This is a genomic window from Leminorella grimontii (assembly GCF_039789245.1).
In the GTDB taxonomy this organism is placed as follows: domain Bacteria; phylum Pseudomonadota; class Gammaproteobacteria; order Enterobacterales; family Enterobacteriaceae; genus Leminorella; species Leminorella grimontii.
The window spans coordinates 1,467,218-1,485,555 of the sequence record NZ_CP146357.1 but is presented as its reverse complement, the minus strand read 5'-3'; the positions used below and the strand labels follow the sequence as shown (position 1 = coordinate 1,485,555).

16 protein-coding genes, 1 tRNA gene and 2 pseudogenes are annotated in these 18,338 nt (G+C 50.0%); 4 read left to right on the top strand and 15 right to left on the bottom strand.

Going from position 1 to position 18,338, the window contains the following annotated elements; genetic code table 11:
- Positions 1 to 41: 41 nt before the first annotated feature.
- From V8L73_RS07195 to V8L73_RS07170, 6 genes are all read right to left on the bottom strand, one after another.
- Positions 42 to 965, bottom strand: coding sequence for a fimbrial protein (locus tag V8L73_RS07195; protein ID WP_347254506.1), 924 nt, complete (start codon positions 963 to 965; stop codon positions 42 to 44).
- Between the two features lie 120 nt (positions 966 to 1,085).
- A complete protein-coding gene (locus tag V8L73_RS07190) occupies positions 1,086 to 2,117 on the bottom strand; it encodes a fimbrial protein (protein ID WP_347254505.1) in 1,032 nt (343 codons plus the stop codon).
- Positions 2,118 to 2,183: 66 nt separating this feature from the next.
- The gene (locus tag V8L73_RS07185) at positions 2,184 to 4,673 is read right to left on the bottom strand and encodes a fimbria/pilus outer membrane usher protein (RefSeq protein WP_347254504.1); all 2,490 of its coding nucleotides are present in this window, start codon (positions 4,671 to 4,673) and stop codon (positions 2,184 to 2,186) included.
- Between the two features lie 17 nt (positions 4,674 to 4,690).
- On the bottom strand, positions 4,691 to 5,392 hold the full coding sequence (locus V8L73_RS07180) for a molecular chaperone (RefSeq protein ID WP_347254503.1): 702 nt from the start codon (positions 5,390 to 5,392) through the stop codon (positions 4,691 to 4,693).
- 106 nt (positions 5,393 to 5,498) lie between these two features.
- Positions 5,499 to 6,020, bottom strand: coding sequence for a fimbrial protein (locus V8L73_RS07175; protein ID WP_027274423.1), 522 nt, complete (start codon positions 6,018 to 6,020; stop codon positions 5,499 to 5,501).
- 395 nt (positions 6,021 to 6,415) lie between these two features.
- Entirely contained in the window at positions 6,416 to 7,006 is a 591-nt protein-coding gene (locus V8L73_RS07170; RefSeq protein ID WP_027274422.1) for a tyrosine-type DNA invertase, read from the bottom strand.
- A 386-nt stretch (positions 7,007 to 7,392) separates the two neighbouring features.
- Between V8L73_RS07170 and V8L73_RS07165 the strand changes: the two genes are divergently transcribed.
- Positions 7,393 to 7,469, top strand: a tRNA-Pro gene (locus tag V8L73_RS07165).
- A 1,107-nt stretch (positions 7,470 to 8,576) separates the two neighbouring features.
- On the opposite strand, the gene V8L73_RS07160 is transcribed toward V8L73_RS07165, so the two are convergent.
- The 3 genes and pseudogenes from V8L73_RS07160 to V8L73_RS07150 all read right to left on the bottom strand — a co-directional run.
- Complete coding sequence (locus tag V8L73_RS07160) at positions 8,577 to 9,248, bottom strand: hypothetical protein (RefSeq protein ID WP_027274421.1); 672 nt, start codon at positions 9,246 to 9,248, stop codon at positions 8,577 to 8,579.
- Between the two features lie 192 nt (positions 9,249 to 9,440).
- Positions 9,441 to 10,544 (bottom strand): cobalamin-independent methionine synthase II family protein, encoded by a 1,104-nt coding sequence (locus V8L73_RS07155; protein ID WP_347254502.1) that lies wholly within the window; start codon positions 10,542 to 10,544, stop codon positions 9,441 to 9,443.
- A 175-nt stretch (positions 10,545 to 10,719) separates the two neighbouring features.
- Positions 10,720 to 10,884, bottom strand: a pseudogene (locus V8L73_RS07150) (LysR family transcriptional regulator); the annotation flags it as partial.
- On the opposite strand from V8L73_RS07150, the pseudogene V8L73_RS07145 reads away from it, so the two are divergent.
- Positions 10,864 to 11,247 (top strand): annotated as a pseudogene (locus tag V8L73_RS07145) (NAD(P)H-dependent oxidoreductase); the annotation flags it as partial. The pseudogenes V8L73_RS07150 and V8L73_RS07145 overlap by 21 nt on opposite strands.
- 78 nt (positions 11,248 to 11,325) lie before the next feature.
- Here the strand turns inward: V8L73_RS07145 and V8L73_RS07140 are convergent.
- The 5 genes from V8L73_RS07140 to V8L73_RS07120 all read right to left on the bottom strand — a co-directional run bounded on the left by V8L73_RS07140 (position 11,326) and on the right by V8L73_RS07120 (position 13,927).
- The gene (locus V8L73_RS07140) at positions 11,326 to 11,484 is read right to left on the bottom strand and encodes a DUF1328 domain-containing protein (RefSeq protein ID WP_347254501.1); all 159 of its coding nucleotides are present in this window, start codon (positions 11,482 to 11,484) and stop codon (positions 11,326 to 11,328) included.
- A 129-nt stretch (positions 11,485 to 11,613) separates the two neighbouring features.
- A complete protein-coding gene (locus V8L73_RS07135; protein ID WP_027274416.1) occupies positions 11,614 to 11,811 on the bottom strand; it encodes a CsbD family protein in 198 nt (65 codons plus the stop codon).
- Between the two features lie 23 nt (positions 11,812 to 11,834).
- Complete coding sequence (locus V8L73_RS07130; protein ID WP_051155675.1) at positions 11,835 to 12,200, bottom strand: BON domain-containing protein; 366 nt, start codon at positions 12,198 to 12,200, stop codon at positions 11,835 to 11,837.
- A gap of 17 nt (positions 12,201 to 12,217) precedes the next feature.
- Complete coding sequence (locus V8L73_RS07125; RefSeq protein WP_261831569.1) at positions 12,218 to 12,364, bottom strand: hypothetical protein; 147 nt, start codon at positions 12,362 to 12,364, stop codon at positions 12,218 to 12,220.
- A 240-nt stretch (positions 12,365 to 12,604) separates the two neighbouring features.
- The gene (locus V8L73_RS07120; protein WP_347254500.1) at positions 12,605 to 13,927 is read right to left on the bottom strand and encodes a sigma-54 dependent transcriptional regulator; all 1,323 of its coding nucleotides are present in this window, start codon (positions 13,925 to 13,927) and stop codon (positions 12,605 to 12,607) included.
- Between the two features lie 221 nt (positions 13,928 to 14,148).
- On the opposite strand from V8L73_RS07120, the gene V8L73_RS07115 reads away from it, so the two are divergent.
- Entirely contained in the window at positions 14,149 to 14,391 is a 243-nt protein-coding gene (locus V8L73_RS07115; RefSeq protein ID WP_027274414.1) for a DinI-like family protein, read from the top strand.
- 86 nt (positions 14,392 to 14,477) lie between these two features.
- Here V8L73_RS07115 and gyrA read toward each other — a convergent pair whose 3' ends face one another.
- On the bottom strand, positions 14,478 to 17,201 hold the full coding sequence (gyrA, locus tag V8L73_RS07110; protein WP_027274413.1) for a DNA topoisomerase (ATP-hydrolyzing) subunit A: 2,724 nt from the start codon (positions 17,199 to 17,201) through the stop codon (positions 14,478 to 14,480).
- 168 nt (positions 17,202 to 17,369) lie between these two features.
- Between gyrA and ubiG the strand changes: the two genes are divergently transcribed.
- Positions 17,370 to 18,080 carry a bifunctional 2-polyprenyl-6-hydroxyphenol methylase/3-demethylubiquinol 3-O-methyltransferase UbiG gene (ubiG, locus tag V8L73_RS07105; RefSeq protein WP_027274412.1) on the top strand — a complete coding sequence of 237 codons (711 nt, stop codon included), beginning with the start codon at positions 17,370 to 17,372 and terminating at the stop codon, positions 18,078 to 18,080.
- Positions 18,081 to 18,338: the final 258 nt, after the last annotated feature.

Genomic DNA, 18,338 nt, shown 5'->3' with positions numbered 1-18,338 from the left:
TGGAACAATGGAGAGAGCGCAATCGCACGCTCATTAACGCATTACTTATAGGTCAACGTAAACGTCGCCGTCCCGTTGGCCGTTCCGGGAACAATACGCTCGTGCGTTTGGTAATAGCGCGCCTTTAGCTGAACGCTCTCGTTTCCTCCGTTCGCTGACTGCTGATAAAAACGCTCTTGACCGAACGCAACCGGATTATTATCCGAACGATAATAAAGCTGGATGCCCACTCCTGAAGCCGCCATATCTCCCGGCGCGCCGTCCAGCTTCATCAATCCCGGCGCGCTTCCATCGGCAACCGCGTCAATACGAACGTTAATTTTTGCGGACTGGCTGCAGTTCAGAGGAATATCAACGTTTTCCCACGCGGTTGACGAACCAACGCCCTGAAAGTCAGACTTGTCGCGTTTTCCCATTGGCACAAGGATGTTTGACTTCATGATTGTGCACCCGGCAGGCACAATCTCCCCGCCTCCGCCAATGCTTAACACCGTAATTAAAGCCCCTCCTGCGCCAAAAACGGCATAGTCTCCTGTTCTCAAGGTTCCACCGTTAATGTTACCCGTTTTAATCAGTTGAATTCGCCATGAGGGTTCGCCATTTCTCCAGGCTAAAGGATGCTGTTCATCAGTATTAAAAGTACTCATGGGATCGTACGGCACAGCGTAGGGGCGAACGCCATCGGCCATCCAATAGAGGCGAACTCCTACGCCTGCTACGTTCGTTGCCGCAATGCCGGAACCGTCGGTCGACCAACCGTTTACATACTTTGTGCCGGTAGTTATTGAGCCACTGCAGCGAGCATACTGCTCGCCACCAGATGTACCATTAATGGTTGACTCATAAAAAGGCACGCTTAAAGGCGCGCCGGCTTGAATAATAATTCGGTTGGGTAAATTAACTATCGTGCGCTTATAGTTCCAGCCGTTGATGGGCGTACAGCCTGCGTGAATATATGGTGCCAACGTGGTTAAAAATATCCCGAAAAGAAAACGCCACGTTACGCCATGACCTTTCTTTATGTACATAATATTCTCCCTCAATCAGGGCTATAGTGGCATATCACATAACTTTATGAAAACATTCTACTTGTACGTGAGAGTAAACGTCGCTGTCCCGTTAGCCCTGCCGGCGGTAATTTTTTCTTTCGTCTGGCAGTAGCGCGCCTTCAGTTGAACGATTTCCTGGCCGCCGTATGGTGACTGGTAGTAGAACGCCTCTTGTCCAAACTGGACCGGCTGATTGCTTAACCGATAGTAAAGCTGAATGCCAACGCCTTCGGCTTTCATATCTTCCTGTTGATCATCAATTTTTAACACGCCCGGCAATCTGGAAAGATCGGCCAAGGCGTCTATACGTACGTTGATACGCGCATTTTGATTGCAGTTGAGCATAATATTGACATCCTGCCACTCCGTTCCGCTGCCGATGCCGCTAAACTGGCTTTTATCCTGCTCCCCCAGCCGAACGCTAATTCGAGACTGCGCTACGCTGCACGACAGCGCAGTCACCTTCCCACCGGAGAACGTAATAGGCACTTCGCTACTGAACCAGCCTCTGGTTCGTAAACCAGCATAAAAAGAGCCGATAGCCCCCGACAGGTCGCCGCTCGTAACATCGCCAGTCTTTATGAGTCTGATTCTTGCCTGATTCATTATATGTGGGTGAAAGCCCACTCTATGGCCCGTAGCTAAAAGATCCCTTTGATCCGTACCGGCCGATACGCCCGCCCAAGATGACCATGACGAGGTGGTGTTAAAGTAGGCTTTTCCTTCAATAATAAAACCGACGCCCGTCAGATTGGTATTAAATACGGCGTGGCCGTTGTACGTAATGCCAGCAAAGCTGTTGTAACTTTTAATGCCGGACACGATGGGATCGCTGGGATAATAGTCGTAATTGCATTCAACGTAGGAGACCGCTGAACTTGACTCTATCCAATCACCTATTGGCTGCCCCACGGAAATATCCCTTTGCACGGAGACATTGCCAACATTGATGGAAAATGAACTCACCGGCATACAGTATAATTCGGCCCCCTGCGCTGGCGGCACGTTAGCAAACAGCACCAGGCCGACGGTAGACCATAGCCCAATAGAAAACGGCCCTTTCTTCACTATCCGACTCCTTATCAATATTAAGTGCCGCAATATCCTTCTGTTATATCTGGCGCGTTAATCCAACTATTGACATTCCTGTTCGGTCACAACCACCGAGACGCCGGCTTCCCGTTCCGGCAGCTGATAATTAACCAAGCACTGCTGACTTCCGTTCCAGGATACGGCTATTTCGCCCACCTCCGGCACGCCCGATAGGTACACCAGCCCATCTTCACCAACGATACCGCTGCCTCCGCCGGAAATCCTCGCGTTTGAGCCAAAGGGTACCGATTTTCCTCTAAATTTCATCGTCATAAGTATCCGGTAGCCAACGCGGGCGTTAAAATCGGCCAACACAACCGCGCCCCGAGTCGGCGTTACGGTACGCACAGCCGTATCTACATCAACATCATCACCAAACGTATCTGAATCTAATCCAATACGATTTTTCTGATAGGGATTGAGGTAGGGAATGACGGTGTATCCTCGCCAGTCGGTATAAATACCGGTACCATTTTGAAGCCGCACGCCGCTAGCGCCCGGCGCTCTGACAACGGCAATCGACTCTCCTAGAGGCTGGGAAAGCGTCAGACCGTACTGATGAAATACCATTCCCCCCTTCACGCCATAGGTAACCTGATTTCCACCTTCGTCATAGTTATAGCCGCCGGAGAGTTCACCATAGGTTCCTTTATAATTAAGGCTTGCGTTGCCCGAATAGCCGCCGCCCTGATTAGCGTAGCTTTGCTGAACGCCATAGCTGAGGCGATTCCCCTCCAGAAGCAGGCCGTTAATCCCGATCTGGTGATTAACCTTTCCTCCTTTGCTGGCGTTTGCGCTGTAGTTTGCCCAAACGTTGGATGTATGGCCGCCAAGCGGGACCTGGATGGAAAATGCCAAACGCTGGTCGTCTCCCCGAATGCCTCCCGGATTATCGCTATAGCTATAGGTGAGGCTGTAGTTGATACTCCTCCACACGCTGCTCCAACCGGTACTTATCGTGCGCTCATAGCCGTCGAGGTTCCAATAGTTCTGCTGATAGCCGGAAATATAGAATGAGCCAAGATCGCCCAGGTTCTGGCTGATATCCAACTGAAATTTTTGCCGCTTGTGGGCAACGGATTGCCCGCTATTTGAACCGTTTATCGAAGAATCGTTAGCCTCCTGAAAGGTATAAAACCCGGAAGTGGAATAACGATAAGCGGCCAGCGTAAAGGTCGTTCCCGTACTGCGAACGTCTTTAGAGTACTGAAACCGGTATGACTGACCGCGCCGTGACTGATTATTATTTATTGTGCTTCGGGCAACGGTCATATCCGTAGAAACAGATCCCAAGGTCCTCAGGTTAAATCCAAGCCCCGTGACGCCGGAGCGATAGTCTTCAGAATAGAGTGCGCCGCCGTAGCCCGTGACGCCCTTAGGCAGACCGTAAATCGCCGTCGCCTGAGTAAAATTAGGCTCAGCGCTCCCCGAGACGGAATCGCGATATTTCCCGGCGGTGAGCGCATACTTCAATCTCCCTTCTCTCTGCATGATAGGAACGGCGGAAAAAGGCTGGACGAAGGAGCGCTCGCTGCCGTCCGACTCCTCAATCGTCACCGTTAGGTCCCCGCTACCGGAAGTAGGATAAAGATCGTTAATCTCAAATGCGCCCGGCGCCACATAGGTTTGATAAATAACGTAGCCATTTTGCCTAACGCTCACCTTCGCATTGGACTGCGCAATACCGCGAACGACGGGAGCGAAGCCGCGCAGGCTGTCCGGCAGCATGTTATCGTCAGACGCCAGCTGTGCGCCGCGAAACTGTATGCTGTCAAAAACGTCCGAAGGCGTATAGCCGTCCCCGAGCGTCAGCTGCCCCTTAAGCGACTTAACGTCGCGCTGAAGATAAGTGTTAATGGAATCCCAGCGTCCACCGTCTCTCGACGCGTAATTCCAGGTCGAATAGTTACGCAGGCGCCAGCTACCCGCATTCAAGCCGCTTTGCAAACTAAGGAAGTAGTCATCCTGAGCGTTTTTTTCATCGTCCCGTCGCGTCCGTGAACCGTTGAACATATAGCTTACGACCGCAGCGGGGATGCCTTCATCCCACTGAGTTGGGTCAACCCATCCACGCGCGTGAGAACGGATAGCCGCCTGCGGAATGCTGACGTCCAACCTCAGTGAATTAAAGTTAAAGCTGCTGCTCGACATAGGAATATATCGGCTAAGATCCTCAATCGCGCCGTTTTTAGGAAGCGCGCTTAGCTCTGGAAATGCGTCAATCCTTACTCCCCATTGAGACAGCATCTCTGGCGTTATCAGGGCCGTCAGCCCGTTTTTGCCAGCGACAAAATCAACGTCCTGTTCGCTGTCCAGAGGTTCGCCGTTAACGAAAATGGAAACGCGATAGGTTCCGGGCATCTGGCCCATATCCTCAGAAAAATACGACAGGTCGACCACGGACTGTTCTTCACGGTCAATTTCCAACGCGCTCATGTTAAAAATCTCGCGCGCATCGCACTCTTCCGCCAACGCCAGGGAGAATGAAAACAGCAGCAGCAAACGCTCTCGTCGTAAAAAGAAACGGTCCATATTCTTTCCTTACGTCCCTATAGTTGGCGATGTTCTTCTCGGCTGATGCCACCATAATCGTTAATAGTCTGCCAACTGACCGTCGAAACGCGGCCGCCAGGCGGCGTAAAATATATGTGGCTTTTAGGCGGCAGCATGTCCGCCTCTTTAATTTCTACTCCATTTACTTTTAAAGAAAAAAACGTAACGAAATAGGGCGTCGGGTTTTCAATTCGGAGCTTTTTTCCCTCAGAAAAAACGTTTAATTGGCGATAGGCGCTTGTCGGCTCGTCGGAAAGCCCGTCAGGACGATAAAACATTTTCAACCTTGACTTAACGACTACCTGTAGGACGTTTACCGAATTGCTCTCCGTCATAGCGGGAATTGCTTTGACGCTTAGCCAGAATAGCGATTCTCTGTCTTGCGGCAGCTCGCCGCCGGTGCGGATTATACGCAGCTGATTTTCTTCACCTGCGTTGATACGAAAAAGCGGAGGGGTGACGATAAACGGCGCTTTTCTATTAGCATCCCCATCTTCAATCCAACTTTGGATTAAATAGACGTCGTTTCCCTTCAAGTTGCTTATTGAAACGCCTGTTTCTTTTTTATTCCCAGGATAAATAACTCGCGTCCCGCCAATGGCTATATCCGCACGGACCTGGGCGATAAAAAATGTCAGCAGAATCAGCGGAACGGAACAAATAACCAAACGGCGTAAAATGGAAATGCGAAGTATCACTTTTTGCTCCAGATGGTATTACGGATAATCCTTGCTATGACGCATTTCAAACACGGGATGAGTAAAAGTTAAGAAAGGACCTAGAACGCATCCCGAGAAAACAAAATTACTTGTAGACGATAGTAAACTGAGAAGTTCCGTCCGCAGGGCCCGTGGTTACTACAGGACCGGTAGAAACGTACCGTGCGACGAATTTCAGCGTATTAGCGCCCTGAACCAGAGTAAATTCTGGCGATGCCGTATACAGCGCAATAGGATTGTTATTCACATCAGAAATTTCAATGCCAACACCCGTTGCAACGCCATCCACACCGTTTAACGCCAGCAGGCTTTGATCCGAACCGGTAGCCTTACCGTCAAACTTTACGGTGGCCGCTTTTGCCGTTTCCGGACAGCCGCTCAACCCAATCTGAAAGCTTGTTGGTGATGACTTCATACCGGAGGCGCCGTGAAGCGACGCTTTAGACACGTTCCCCAACGGAACGTTAAGACTTTTAGAGCCACTATCGATGGTGCACGTTTTATCGGTAATTGAACCGGTAAAATTGATCGTACCATCGGAAGCTTGAACTGCACTGCATAATGAACCGGCGGCGATAGCTATTCCCAATAACACTTTCTTATCCATGACATCTCCTTAGACTTCACTTTCCTCACATAAAAGCGACCGGGCTATGCCCGATTCGCCCACAATCATATCGCGGCCAATTGTTTAAATAATAAGCAGCAAACAACCCCTTTAGGACCAAAGTGGAAAGAGGGGAATATTCGCCGGAATTAGAGGAACATACAGAGTGAAAAGAGGATTTTTTACGAACGCGTGGAGGATAGCTTCAAAAAAAGGATAACCAAAAGAGAGGGAGCGTATGGACTGGCAACATTACTTTTGTATTATTGCCAGTTCATACTGGTTGGAGAAAGCACTCATTTCTATTAATCCATTTATATTTCATGATGATATCCATATTTAGAAAGTTTTATAACAAAATTATTTGACTCATATTAATTTCTAAGTAAACTATACTACAACTTGGTCCTATTTGTAACATTTTCACCTACCTTTCCTCCCCACACGTTCACAAATCTCTGTGTATTGATGGCGGTATACAGCACAGTATGTCGGATATTTTTATGCCCCAAATAGTCCTGTATCAGGCGCGTATCCTTCCCCAAATCAGCCAGCGCAAATCCGCACCCGTGCCGAAGCATGTGTGGATGAGGGCGAACGCTGATATTCGTTTCCGAACCGTATTGAACTAACAGCCTACGTACCTGCTGTCGCGTCAACGGCCCCCCTTTTTGAGATAAAAACAACCAATCTGAATCTGCATCTCTCCATCCTCGCCGAACGTTAAGCCAACGAAGCAGCCCTTGGATCTCATCATCAAACAGCGGATGCATCGTCGACAGGCTGTTTTTAAGCCGTCGAATGAAGATAGCACGTCCGTCCAGATCGATATCCGACAGCTTTAAACCACACAGTTCGCTGACCCTAAGCCCGTGGATAAAACACATCTTAATCAGGCAGTAGTCTCTCTCAAAATGCTTTCCCTGCTCCGTCGCCAGAAGAATCTGCTCAACCTCATGACGAGTCAGATGTTTTCTCTGCTTCATTAAGCTTCCTCCAAAAAATAGACCAGAGTAATTCCCCTTCGCTGATGCTTTACCCAAGCGGCGAAGCAGAAGAGAATAGCATGCTACATGTAAATTTTAGCAACACATTACGTCACATATAAACAAATTAAATAATTTACTTTGTAAAGTATTTGCAGAAAAGTCCATAGCATTGAAATACAAGGCGCTACGGGAATTTGTCAAAATACGTAAAAAGAGGTAGAAAACCCGTTGCCTATCGTTCCGGTTGGTCAAAAACCAATCCGGACGAGTGTAAAACGTAGAAAGCGTACCAAGATTTGTGCAATAACTGATTAAAACAAAAGCAAACGCGCTTTTACGCTCTTGCATTAACGCAAATAAAGGGTAGTATTAGCCCACTAGTTCGGCACGTAGCGCAGCCTGGTAGCGCACCGTCATGGGGTGTCGGGGGTCGGAGGTTCAAATCCTCTCGTGCCGACCAAATTTCCCCAAAAAATCAGCCCAATGCGGCTGATTTTTTTTGTTCTGAGTTTGGTAGTGGTGAAACTATGGTAAAAAGATGGCGAAACCGTCTAATTCATCATTAACCAGATCTAGTCATCTACGACAGCCAACTTTACAAGTCTAAAACATGGCGGCTCAAATGTGGATCGTTTCTGTCTTCTACACTTTCTCACTCACTTCAAGCTTACGCATGCACTCAAACGCGATCTCATACAACTGAGTTCTTGAAAAACTACCTCGGCGGATATACAGCGGTATCCGCGATAAAACATCTTGTTCAGATTGCAGATGACCGCCTTGTTCTTTTAAATTTAATTGCGTTGCTTTTCTTTTTACTCAGTAAATTAACACAAATAAAGTGAAAAAATCTAACCACTCAGAAATGAAATCACACTGTTTTATAGAATCAATAAAGAATATAATAAGCGACCTTAATTTAATAGATTCATTACGCGTAGAATAAAAATGCTTTTACCTAGTAAAAATATAGTATATGAAGAAAAAACACACTAATAGGACTTGTTGACCCCCTAAAAATAGTACATTCCTTTTTGACTAATTTTCTTTTATTTTTATACCAAAGAACAGACCAGTCACAGAACTAGAAATAGCGGTTGCTACTATACCGATGCTAGTTCCTGTGAATTTCAAACCGTAATGTAAGCTCTAAAAAACACCACCATTAATAGTGATAATTAAGAAATTCAAAAGACACTTATTAACAAAAATATTATTAAATTTTACTTAGAAAGGACATATGTCCTTTTTTATGATGGCACTCTGCATCCCGGTGATGCATTGAGACGGTATTCTGACAAAGTTAAATCAAATAACCATTTACTTTTATGACGATTTATCAGCCAATAGCATATTGCCCAAAGTATCACTGGTACATCCTCATCGGTCACCACAAGTATTAGTGTAACATCATAGAAAGGATAGAAATAATCTGTTAGTGGGAGATTGGAGTAAAGTGATACTACGTCAAAAGTAGTACACATTTAAGAGGGCATAAAAACGATAGAGGCGGCCAATATTGGCCGCCAGTTATATTTTATAGTCGTTTAACTAAATGTCAGTTTGATTAGTTAAAATTACCAAGTAATTTATATGTTATGCTTTGATTCGTAGCTTCAATAACTTCAAGACGAGCGCCTTTATAGCCAATTAACCTTGACGCAGATAAATCATACTCGACATCATTATTAAAGGCCGGTCTAGCCATATTATTAGATAACTCCCTATAACCAATATTAATTTTATTACCAACCCTACCGTTATAGAGTAATGTTTGTTGAAAGCTACTATCACTAGAAACCGATAGTGATATTTTTTCAAATGGCATATTGTCTGCACATGTAGAAATATTAAAAGCAGTAATGACACAAAGAGTTTTTGTATCTTTTTTTACCATTACAGCCTGCCATGGATCAGCAAGAAATGACTTATCAATAATAGCCGAATCAGCACCACCAGTTGGCAAGTAGAACTCACTGTTTTCATCTTCACCTCTCTTAGCCAAAAAGCCAGGCATAATGCTATAAGCCATCCCAATTTTAGCCAAAGCAGTAACTTTTATTCCCTCATATTGACTTACCGTCCCCTGCCTCACCAATTCATCACCAACAAAAGCCGTATTAACACTACCTACGGATGGTTTACTGACAAACTCAGTTTTTGGAACATAATTGTATGTAGGGGATGTACATCCAGTTAAAAGAACTGATACCAAACAGCCAAAAACTATCTTTTTCATTTTTATGCCCTTTTTAAGTTTGTCTCCCCATCATATCAACAAGAACTTAGGCAATCACCTGTCAGAACTAACAGAGGTACCAATACGCCGCATTTTAAGTAACTACGCGGCTCTGATTACAGAGCCGCGATTGCAGGGATCGAGTAAATAGCGCGATTTACGTCTTTTCGCCTTCTGTCGAAAAAGACCTTCTCACCACACTTCAGCGGCGACCTCGGCCACCAGCCGTACCTTATGCCACTGCTGTTCTTCGCTCAGCGTGTTTCCCTCTTCCGTTGAGGCAAAGCCGCACTGAGGGCTTAAGCAAATTTGGCTCAGAGGGACATACTGCGATGCCTCCCTTAGTCGGGCCTTAATGCTCTGCGGATTTTCCAGCTCGCCGTTTTTTGTCGTAATCAGGCCCAGGACAACCTGCTGCTTTCCCGGTCGAATAAAGCGCAGCGGCGAGAAGTCACCGGAGCGATCGTTATCGTATTCAAGGAAGAAAGCGTCGACGTTAACCGTACCGAACAGCACTTCCGCCACCGGCTCATAGCCGCCTTCGGAGATCCAGCGCGAACGGAAATTACCGCGGCAAACGTGCAAACCTACCGTAAGATCTTCCGGCTTTCCCTCCAGCGCCTTATTCAGCACGCGGGCGTAAATTCGGGTCAACTCGTCCGGATCTTCCCCCCTTGCACGAACCTCAGCCCGCTGTTCTTCGGAGCACAGGTAAGCCCAAACGGTATCATCCAACTGCAGGTAACGACAGCCCACATCATAAAATGCGCGGATCGCATCTCGCCACGTCGTTGCCAAATCATCAAAATAGTCGCTCAGGTCGGGGTAAACCGAACGATCGATAGCCGCAGAGCCGCCACGAAAGTGCAGCACGCTGGGGCTGGGAATGGTCATTTTGGGCTGGGCGTTACCGCTGACGCTTTTCAGAAAGAGAAAGTCCTTCAGCATCGGGGGGTTGCCGAATGCGACCTTACCGGTTATCCGCACGCTTTGGGCCTTGGTCTGAACGCCCTTAAACTGAATGCCGCGTTCGGCACCGTATAGCTCTACGCCCTCCAGGCCAGCAAAGAAATCAAGATGCCACCACGCGCGGCGAAACTCGCCGTCGGTTACCACGTGAAGGCCACAGGCGCACTGCTTCTCAACCAAAATCCGAATAGCGTCATCCTCAACTTGGCGCAGCGCTGCGGCGTCAATTTCTCCGCGAGAAAACCGCTCGCGGGCCTCTTTTATCGCGTCCGGTCTCAGAAAACTGCCGACGATGTCGGCGCGGTAGGGGGCGGTATGTCGCTGCATGAGCTATCTCCATTTGATTCGCAATTTAAAATAGACGGCCAAACGTCCGGATAGCTAATTATTGACATGCAGGCCACTGTCTGGCAAATGAGGAAATTTCACGGGGCATGAAAAAAATTCATGTTGCTGAATTTTTCCAATCGCTTAGAGAAGCAAAAGGCCTTAAAACCAAGGGTTAAACCACACCGGCAATAAACTCTCTCAGCCACTGGTGTGCAGGATCCCTATGCAAACGTTCATGCCACAGCATCAGCATTTCCATAGGGGGAACCTCAACCGGCGGCTCATAGGTTACAAGGTTTGGGATATCCGCAGCTAATCGGATACGCACTGGGGCGACGGCGTTATGAAGGGAAAGCGCGCCATGTTGCTCGTCACCGTCGGCGGCTGGGAACCCCACTACAGCGCCAGAGGCATTAACGGCCCTATGGACGACCTCCTGTTTCCCATACACCACGGCGTTCTTTGGTATCCGGGATTCGACGTTCTCCCTCCGTCAGTTATCTATCGGACGGGAAAAATGGACCCAAAAAGAATGGCCCATATTCAGGACGAACTGGGCCAAAAGCTGGATAATTTATGGAACATACCCCCCATCGCATTTCGGCGACAAAACGATGGGGACTACGTCATTCCCAGCTTAACCTTAAGTGCCAACATCATGCCAGAGCAATCCGGGTTTTCGATACATATCGACGCCTAGGCCAATCCCACGCAGCTATCAAAAATCGGGGCGTTCGGCTTTTTGCTTAAGCCCCTTGATAGCCAAGCAAATCGGAAATCAGCGCCGCAGCCCCGCAAATAGCGCGACGACAAACAGGGCAAGGAAGACAAAAAAGAGAATCTTTGCAATCCCCACCGCCCCGGTGGCGATGCCGCCAAAGCCAAACGCGGCGGCAACTAGGGCAATGACAAAAAACAGCAGGGCGTAATAAAGCATATGAATTCCCCCGTAATATCCACTCTGCACAAGATCAAGTGATACGTCGTGATGAAACGTCGCCTAGAGAAAGGCAATAAGCACAGCGGCTTATTGCCCTCCTCTTTGCTCACCGAAGAGAGACGCGTACTAGTTACGCGTTTCCCACTCTTTAATCTGCTTTTCGGCCTCGTCTTTAGAGATGCCGTAACTTTCCTGTATTCTTCCGACCAGTTGCTCCCGCCGCCCGGCAATTTGGTCAAGCTCGTCGTCGGTCAGCTTTCCCCACTTCTCCTTAACGGCGCCCTTCAACTGTTTCCAATTGCCTTCCACAATATCCCAGTTCATAGATTACCCTCTGTAACCGCTCGCTATGGTTGAATGGTGACGGCGTTATTAAATGATTCAACGCCCTTTACGCCACTTACGGCGCGCCCTATTGCCTCTTTATCGCGCACGCTTTTCACGGTCCCTGTAACGATGACGTTGCCATTATGGCTGTCAACGTTGAGCTTCAACGTTTTCAGCCCCGCCTCACCGGCCAATGCGCTTTTCACTTTGGCCGTCAGCCCGGCGTCGTCAATAAAGCTATCGTCGCTATTTTTCTTCGTCTCTTTCGTCGTCTGAGCGCTTTCGCCGAACGGATTCTTTTCCGACTCGGCAGCCTGTACCCACAGGACGAAGCCGGAAAAAAATACTACCGCCAGCACGTTAGATACTACGTTTATCGTTTTCATCGCTGCCTCCATCCGCCTCACGGCTTTTCCCGTTTTTTATCGTTACACGCCTCTTCCTTCTCCCGCAGCTGAGCACCCATTTCGTCGTCTCTCCTTCTCTCTTTCTCATCCTGAAACGTCTCGTTTTGACAATCTTCAGGCATCGGCCTTTTTGTCTGAGTCATGGTTTCCTCCTCGAATAAGCCTAAGAAATAGAATCAATTCATCGCAGCGTCGTTTTCAAAAACGCCGCCGCGCCTCTACCATTAAGCAACGGGCGTGCCAACGCGTAGGGAGAAGACATATCCAAAAGGATATTTGCGTATCACGCTATTTATTAAGGGAAAACAAAAAAGAGCTATTTAAGGGGGAAAACAAAGCTCAGCGAGAAAGGAACGCGCTTTTTACCGATCTTCCGGTAAATTTTACCGACGTTCGCCGCCGTCAGGCCCAGTACCATATTTTTTTAAGCGGTTGTAGAGCGTCTTGAGGCTCACCCCCAGCGCCGCAGCGGTTTTCTCTCTGTGCCCGTGAAAACGTTCAAGCGTCGCAAAAATAAGCTCTCGCTCGGCGTCAATTAGCAGGCGCTTATCCGGCTCCTGAAAAGCCTGTACCCACCACTCGCTGCCGATGCTATCGCCGCGGCTCATGATAAATCCACGCTGTACCGCGTTACGCAGTTCACGAACGTTACCTGGCCAGTCATAGTCACACATTTGAATAATCGTGGAGGGCAGAAAGCGCTTCGTGCGCCCTTCCCGCTTACAGACCTGCTGAAGAAAATGCTCTGCCAAAATCGGTATATCTTCACGCCGTTCGCGCAGCGGGGGCAGTTGAATGGGGAAAACGTTCAGGCGATAATACAGATCCTCCCGCAGCTTCCCTGAAGCGACCGCCTTTTCAGGCTGTGCGTTCGTCGCGGCGATAATGCGCGCATCAACGTCGCGAAGGCCGGACGAACCGACGCGCATAAAGCTTCCCGTTTCCAGCACCCGTAGAAACTTTACCTGCAGCTCGCTCGACATCTCCGTCACTTCGTCCAGAAAAAGCGTTCCGCCATTGGCCTGCTCAAACAGTCCCCGGCGCAGGGAGTCCGCGCCGGTAAAGCTTCCCTTTTCGTGGCCAAACAGTTCGCTTTCTACCAATTGTGCAGAGATTGCGCCACAGTTTATCGGAATAAAGCCCTGCTGAGCGCGAGCGCTCAAGGTGTGAATAGTCTGGGCAACCTGCTCTTTACCCGTACCGCTTTCGCCAACGATAAGGACCGTCGCATTCGTTGGCGCAACGCAGGCAATTTGTTCATAGACGTGACGCATCAAAGGAGAGCGCCCATAAAGCGAACCGAAGCGATCGCACGTCCTCATCTTCGCGGCGCCGTTTCTAGCCCTATCGGCCGATCTTGCCGTACGTTTGACCTGAGACAGAAGGCCTCGCAGCTGCTGTTCACCCACTGCCTCAATGCGATTCTCAGGGCCGTTAATATGTATCGCTCTCAGCGTTGACCCGGTAGCAGCATGATCCGTAAGCATAATAACGCTGGCGCTTCTCAGCAAAGAAAAGTCAATGTGCTGGCCGTGCAGCATATTCATATCAAAAAATATGACAGACGGGCATTCTCGCTTGATGCATCGTTCGACGTCACAAACGTTCTTCACAACGCATACCGAAAGCCCCTCATGGGCGACCAGAGGAGTGATTTTTCCAGAAAAAACGGAACGGCTTTCTTTCACGATAAGGACATCAGGCATGTTTATACCTCCGTTTAAGTGATTCTATCCCCCTAAAAAATTTGAAAAATTCTATTTAACAAAGTAATGCATAATACAAAGCAAACTAGTAACGCATTGCAACTATAAGTTTATGTAATTTTCCCAATATCCGCAAAAATGAGTAATAAAGGACGTTTGCCTTATTTTTCGGCTTAATATACTATATAAATATACAGTATTTTTTAATCTCGAGGTCAATCATGCAGGTTGAAATCTCTATACGCAAAGAAGACGTTCTCCCTAACGGAGCCGAAGCCGCGCTGAAGGAAGAGCTGGAAAAGCGGCTGTTTTGCCATTTTGCCGACGTGCGCGTCAGAGTGCGGCGCGGCAGCGCTAATGACATTACGGTTCTAGGTGGAATGAAGTCGGATAAGGAGCTGGTGAGCGAAATCCTTCAGCAAACCTGGGAAAGCGCCGACGATTGGTTTGATGCCTATCAGTAGCGGACCGCATTGTCTTACGCACTCCATGTAAAAGAAAAGCCGACGCTTTCGCATCGGCTTTTTCTATTCACTGACGGTAAGGCGGCTTACTCTTCGTCAGAAGACGATACCGTATCGGTATCCCCCTCCAGCGCCTCTTCGTCACAGACGTTTTCGTCATCCTCTTCCGCATCGGCAACCCGCTGCAGGCCAACGACGCGCTCGTCTTCCGCCGTACGGATAATCGTTACGCCCTGAGCATTACGGCCCACGACGCTGACTTCCGCCACGCGCGTACGAACCAGCGTACCGGCGTCAGTGATAAGCATGATTTGGTCGCAGGCATCGACCTGCACTGCGCCGACTACCTGACCGTTGCGCTCGCTCACCTTGATGGAGATAACCCCCTTGGTGCCGCGCGACTTGGTCGGATAGCTGCTCAGGCTGGTGCGCTTGCCGAAACCGTTTTCCGTCACCGTCAGAATATCGCCGATGCCGCTGGAGGTGGCTTCCTCTACGCCGTCATCGTCGTCATCTTCCGGCAGGTCGTCGTTAACCAGCGCTTCGTCGTCCTCCAGCGCCTCATCGCCCGCTACCTGCGGCTTGTCGCTGCCGTAAGGAACGATAAGTGAAACCACCTTGTCGCCGTCGGCCAGACGGATACCGCGAACGCCGGCAGCGGTGCGGCCCATGGAGCGAACCGCCGCCTCAGAGAAGCGAACCACTTTACCCATAGCGGAGAACAGCATGACTTCGTTGGAACCGCCGGTGACGTCAACACCGATCAGCTCGTCGCCGTCATTCAGCGTGATAGCGATAATGCCCGCGCTGCGCGGACGGCTGAATTCGGTCAACTGGGTCTTCTTCACGGTACCGTTGGCGGTCGCCATAAAGACGTTGCGGCCCTCTTCATATTCGCGAACCGGCAGAATGGCGGTAATGCGCTCATCCTGTTCCAGCGGCAGAATGTTGATGATGGGTCGACCGCGAGCGCCGCGGCTTGCCTCAGGCAGCTGATACACTTTCAGCCAGTACAGGCGGCCGCGGCTGGAGAAGCACAGAATAGTATCGTGCGTATTGGCCACCAGCAGGCGTTCGATAAAGTCTTCTTCTTTAATGCGCGCAGCCGATTTACCCTTGCCGCCACGACGCTGAGCCTCGTAGTCGGACAGCGGCTGGTACTTGACATAGCCCTGATGGGACAGCGTCACAACCACGTTCTCCTGCTCGATCAGGTCTTCGATATTGATATCGGCGGTGTTGGCGGTGATTTCGGTACGACGAGGATCGTTGTACTGATCGCGAATAGCCGTCAGCTCTTCGCGGATCACCTCCATCAGGCGCTCCGGACTTTCCAGAATCAGAATCAGCGCTGCGATTTGAACCAGCAGCTCTTTGTATTCGTCCAGCAGCTTTTCGTGCTCTAAGCCAGTCAGGCGGTGCAAACGCAGCTCAAGGATCGCCTGGGCCTGCTGTTCGGTCAGGTAGTACTGACCGTCGCGAATGCCGTATTCAGGCTCCAGCCATTCAGGGCGAGCGGCGTCGTCGCCGGCGCGCTCAAGCATTGCGGCTACGTTACCCAACTCCCAAGGCCGAGCCAGCAGCGCGACTTTCGCTTCAGCAGCGGTTGCCGCGGCGCGAATCAGCTCAATGATCGGATCGATGTTGGCCAGCGCAATCGCTAGACCTTCAAGGATATGGGCGCGTTCGCGGGCTTTGCGCAGTTCAAAGATGGTGCGGCGAGTAACAACTTCGCGGCGGTGGCGAATAAACGCCTCCAGCATGTCCTTCAGGCCCAGCAGCTTCGGCTGGCCGTTGTGCAGCGCCACCATGTTGATGCCGAACGTCACCTGCAGCTGAGTTTGTGAATAAAGGTTATTCAGCACCACTTCAGCGACCGCGTCGCGCTTGGTTTCAATCACGATACGCATACCGTCCTTATCGGACTCGTCGCGCAGCGCGCTGATGCCTTCAACCTTCTTATCCTTCACCAACTCGGCAATTTTCTCAATCAGGCGCGCTTTGTTGACCTGATAGGGAATTTCATGAACGATGATGGTTTCTTTACCGCTCTTCTCATCGGTTTCGATTTCGGCGCGAGCGCGAAGATAAATCTTGCCGCGGCCGGTGCGGTAGGCCTCTTCAATGCCGCGACGACCGTTGATGATCGCCGCCGTCGGGAAGTCCGGCCCCGGGATGTGCTCCATCAGCCCTTCAAGGGTGATGTTCTCATCGTCGATATAGGCCAGACAGCCGTTAATCACTTCAACCAGGTTATGAGGCGGAATGTTGGTCGCCATGCCCACGGCGATGCCGGAGGAGCCGTTAACCAGCAGGTTGGGAACGCGGGTCGGCAGCACGGTCGGGATCTGCTCGGTGCCGTCATAGTTCGGCCCGAAGTCGACGGTCTCTTTATCCAGATCCGCCAGCAGGTCGTGCGCCATGCGCGACATGCGAATTTCGGTATAACGCATCGCCGCCGCGGAGTCGCCGTCGATGGAACCGAAGTTCCCCTGACCGTCGACCAGCATATAGCGCAGAGAAAAAGGCTGCGCCATACGGACGATGGTGTCATACACCGCGCTGTCGCCGTGAGGGTGATATTTACCGATAACGTCGCCGACAACGCGCGCTGATTTCTTATAAGGTTTGTTCCAATCGTTGCCGAGCACGCTCATCGCATACAGTACGCGACGGTGTACCGGCTTAAGTCCATCTCGAACGTCCGGCAGCGCGCGTCCGACAATAACGGACATCGCGTAGTCGAGGTACGACGTTCTTAGTTCGTCCTCGATATTTACCGGCATTATCTCTCTGGCAAGGTCGCTCATGAAGCCGCTATCCCTCTAATTTATTAGCCTCGAAAAGGTGCAAAATTATATCACATCCCGCAGGGGGTTTCTAATATTCCCCATTTTTCCTCTCTGCACAGCCTAACTCCCCTCCGCGGGAAATTGCGGGTATACTGTCGGCCCCATAGTTTATTCAGGTATCGAGTCATGAGCGCCACAGAAAACGTCGACCGTAACGAGATAGCCAAGTTTGAAGCCATGGCTTCACGCTGGTGGGATCTTGACGGTGAATTTAAGCCGCTGCATCAGATCAACCCGCTGCGTCTGGACTACATTCAAAGTCGCGCTGACGGTCTGTTCGGCAAACGCGTGCTCGACGTCGGCTGCGGCGGCGGCATTCTGGCCGAAAGCATGGCGAAGGAAGGCGCAAAGGTCACCGGCCTCGATATGGGCTCTGAGCCGCTGTCCGTCGCTCGCCTGCACGCTCTTGAGAGCGGCGTAGAGGTGGAATATATCCAGCAGACGGTAGAAAGCCTCGCCCAGGAGCGCTCCGGTCAGTATGACGTCGTTACCTGTATGGAAATGCTGGAGCACGTCCCCAATCCGGCGTCGGTGGTTAACGCCTGCGCTCTGCTGGTCAAACCCGGCGGACAGGTCTTCTTCTCCACCATCAACCGTAACGCCAAGGCCTGGCTGATGCTGGTAGTAGGCGCCGAATACGTGATGCGAATGGTGCCCAAGGGTACCCACGATGCCGACAAGTTTATCAAACCCTCAGAGCTTATCGACTGGGTTAGCCACACGCCGTTGCGTGAGAAGCACATCATCGGGCTACACTATAATCCACTGCGCCAAAGCTTCTGGCTGGGGCCTAACGTTGACGTTAACTATATGTTACATTGCGAACGGGAAGAGTAAGGCTTCAGGCCGCCGGAAAAAACCGGCGGTCAACGCGTTAGTACTCTCTGTAGAACAAAAAGACAATTCATTTTTTTACTAAAATTCAGCATTTTTTTATCACTTTTATAGCGCGCGAAGAACTTACAGTGATACGGTGACTTAGCCCATTTATCCCAAAGGTTATCCACAGCTTTTCCCTTTTTTGTTCACTTGCAAACGCCCCCTAATAACACTATCTTGTAGCTTATTGCTATTAGCCCCCCTATATATTGTGTT

Excerpts from the sequence above, each read along its gene's own strand:
- V8L73_RS07185 (WP_347254504.1), bottom strand. The coding sequence starts at position 4,673 with ATGGACCGTTTCTTTTTACGACGAGAGCGTTTGCTGCTGCTGTTTTCA.
- V8L73_RS07175 (WP_027274423.1), bottom strand. The coding sequence starts at position 6,020 with ATGGATAAGAAAGTGTTATTGGGAATAGCTATCGCCGCCGGTTCATTA.
- V8L73_RS07170 (WP_027274422.1), bottom strand. The coding sequence starts at position 7,006 with ATGAAGCAGAGAAAACATCTGACTCGTCATGAGGTTGAGCAGATTCTT.
- V8L73_RS07160 (WP_027274421.1), bottom strand. The coding sequence starts at position 9,248 with ATGAAAAAGATAGTTTTTGGCTGTTTGGTATCAGTTCTTTTAACTGGA.
- V8L73_RS07155 (WP_347254502.1), bottom strand. The coding sequence starts at position 10,544 with ATGCAGCGACATACCGCCCCCTACCGCGCCGACATCGTCGGCAGTTTT.
- V8L73_RS07140 (WP_347254501.1), bottom strand. The coding sequence starts at position 11,484 with ATGCTTTATTACGCCCTGCTGTTTTTTGTCATTGCCCTAGTTGCCGCC.
- V8L73_RS07135 (WP_027274416.1), bottom strand. The coding sequence starts at position 11,811 with ATGAACTGGGATATTGTGGAAGGCAATTGGAAACAGTTGAAGGGCGCC.
- V8L73_RS07130 (WP_051155675.1), bottom strand. The coding sequence starts at position 12,200 with ATGAAAACGATAAACGTAGTATCTAACGTGCTGGCGGTAGTATTTTTT.
- V8L73_RS07125 (WP_261831569.1), bottom strand. The coding sequence starts at position 12,364 with ATGACTCAGACAAAAAGGCCGATGCCTGAAGATTGTCAAAACGAGACG.
- V8L73_RS07120 (WP_347254500.1), bottom strand. The coding sequence starts at position 13,927 with ATGCCTGATGTCCTTATCGTGAAAGAAAGCCGTTCCGTTTTTTCTGGA.
- V8L73_RS07115 (WP_027274414.1), top strand. The coding sequence starts at position 14,149 with ATGCAGGTTGAAATCTCTATACGCAAAGAAGACGTTCTCCCTAACGGA.
- gyrA (WP_027274413.1), bottom strand. The coding sequence starts at position 17,201 with ATGAGCGACCTTGCCAGAGAGATAATGCCGGTAAATATCGAGGACGAA.
- ubiG (WP_027274412.1), top strand. The coding sequence starts at position 17,370 with ATGAGCGCCACAGAAAACGTCGACCGTAACGAGATAGCCAAGTTTGAA.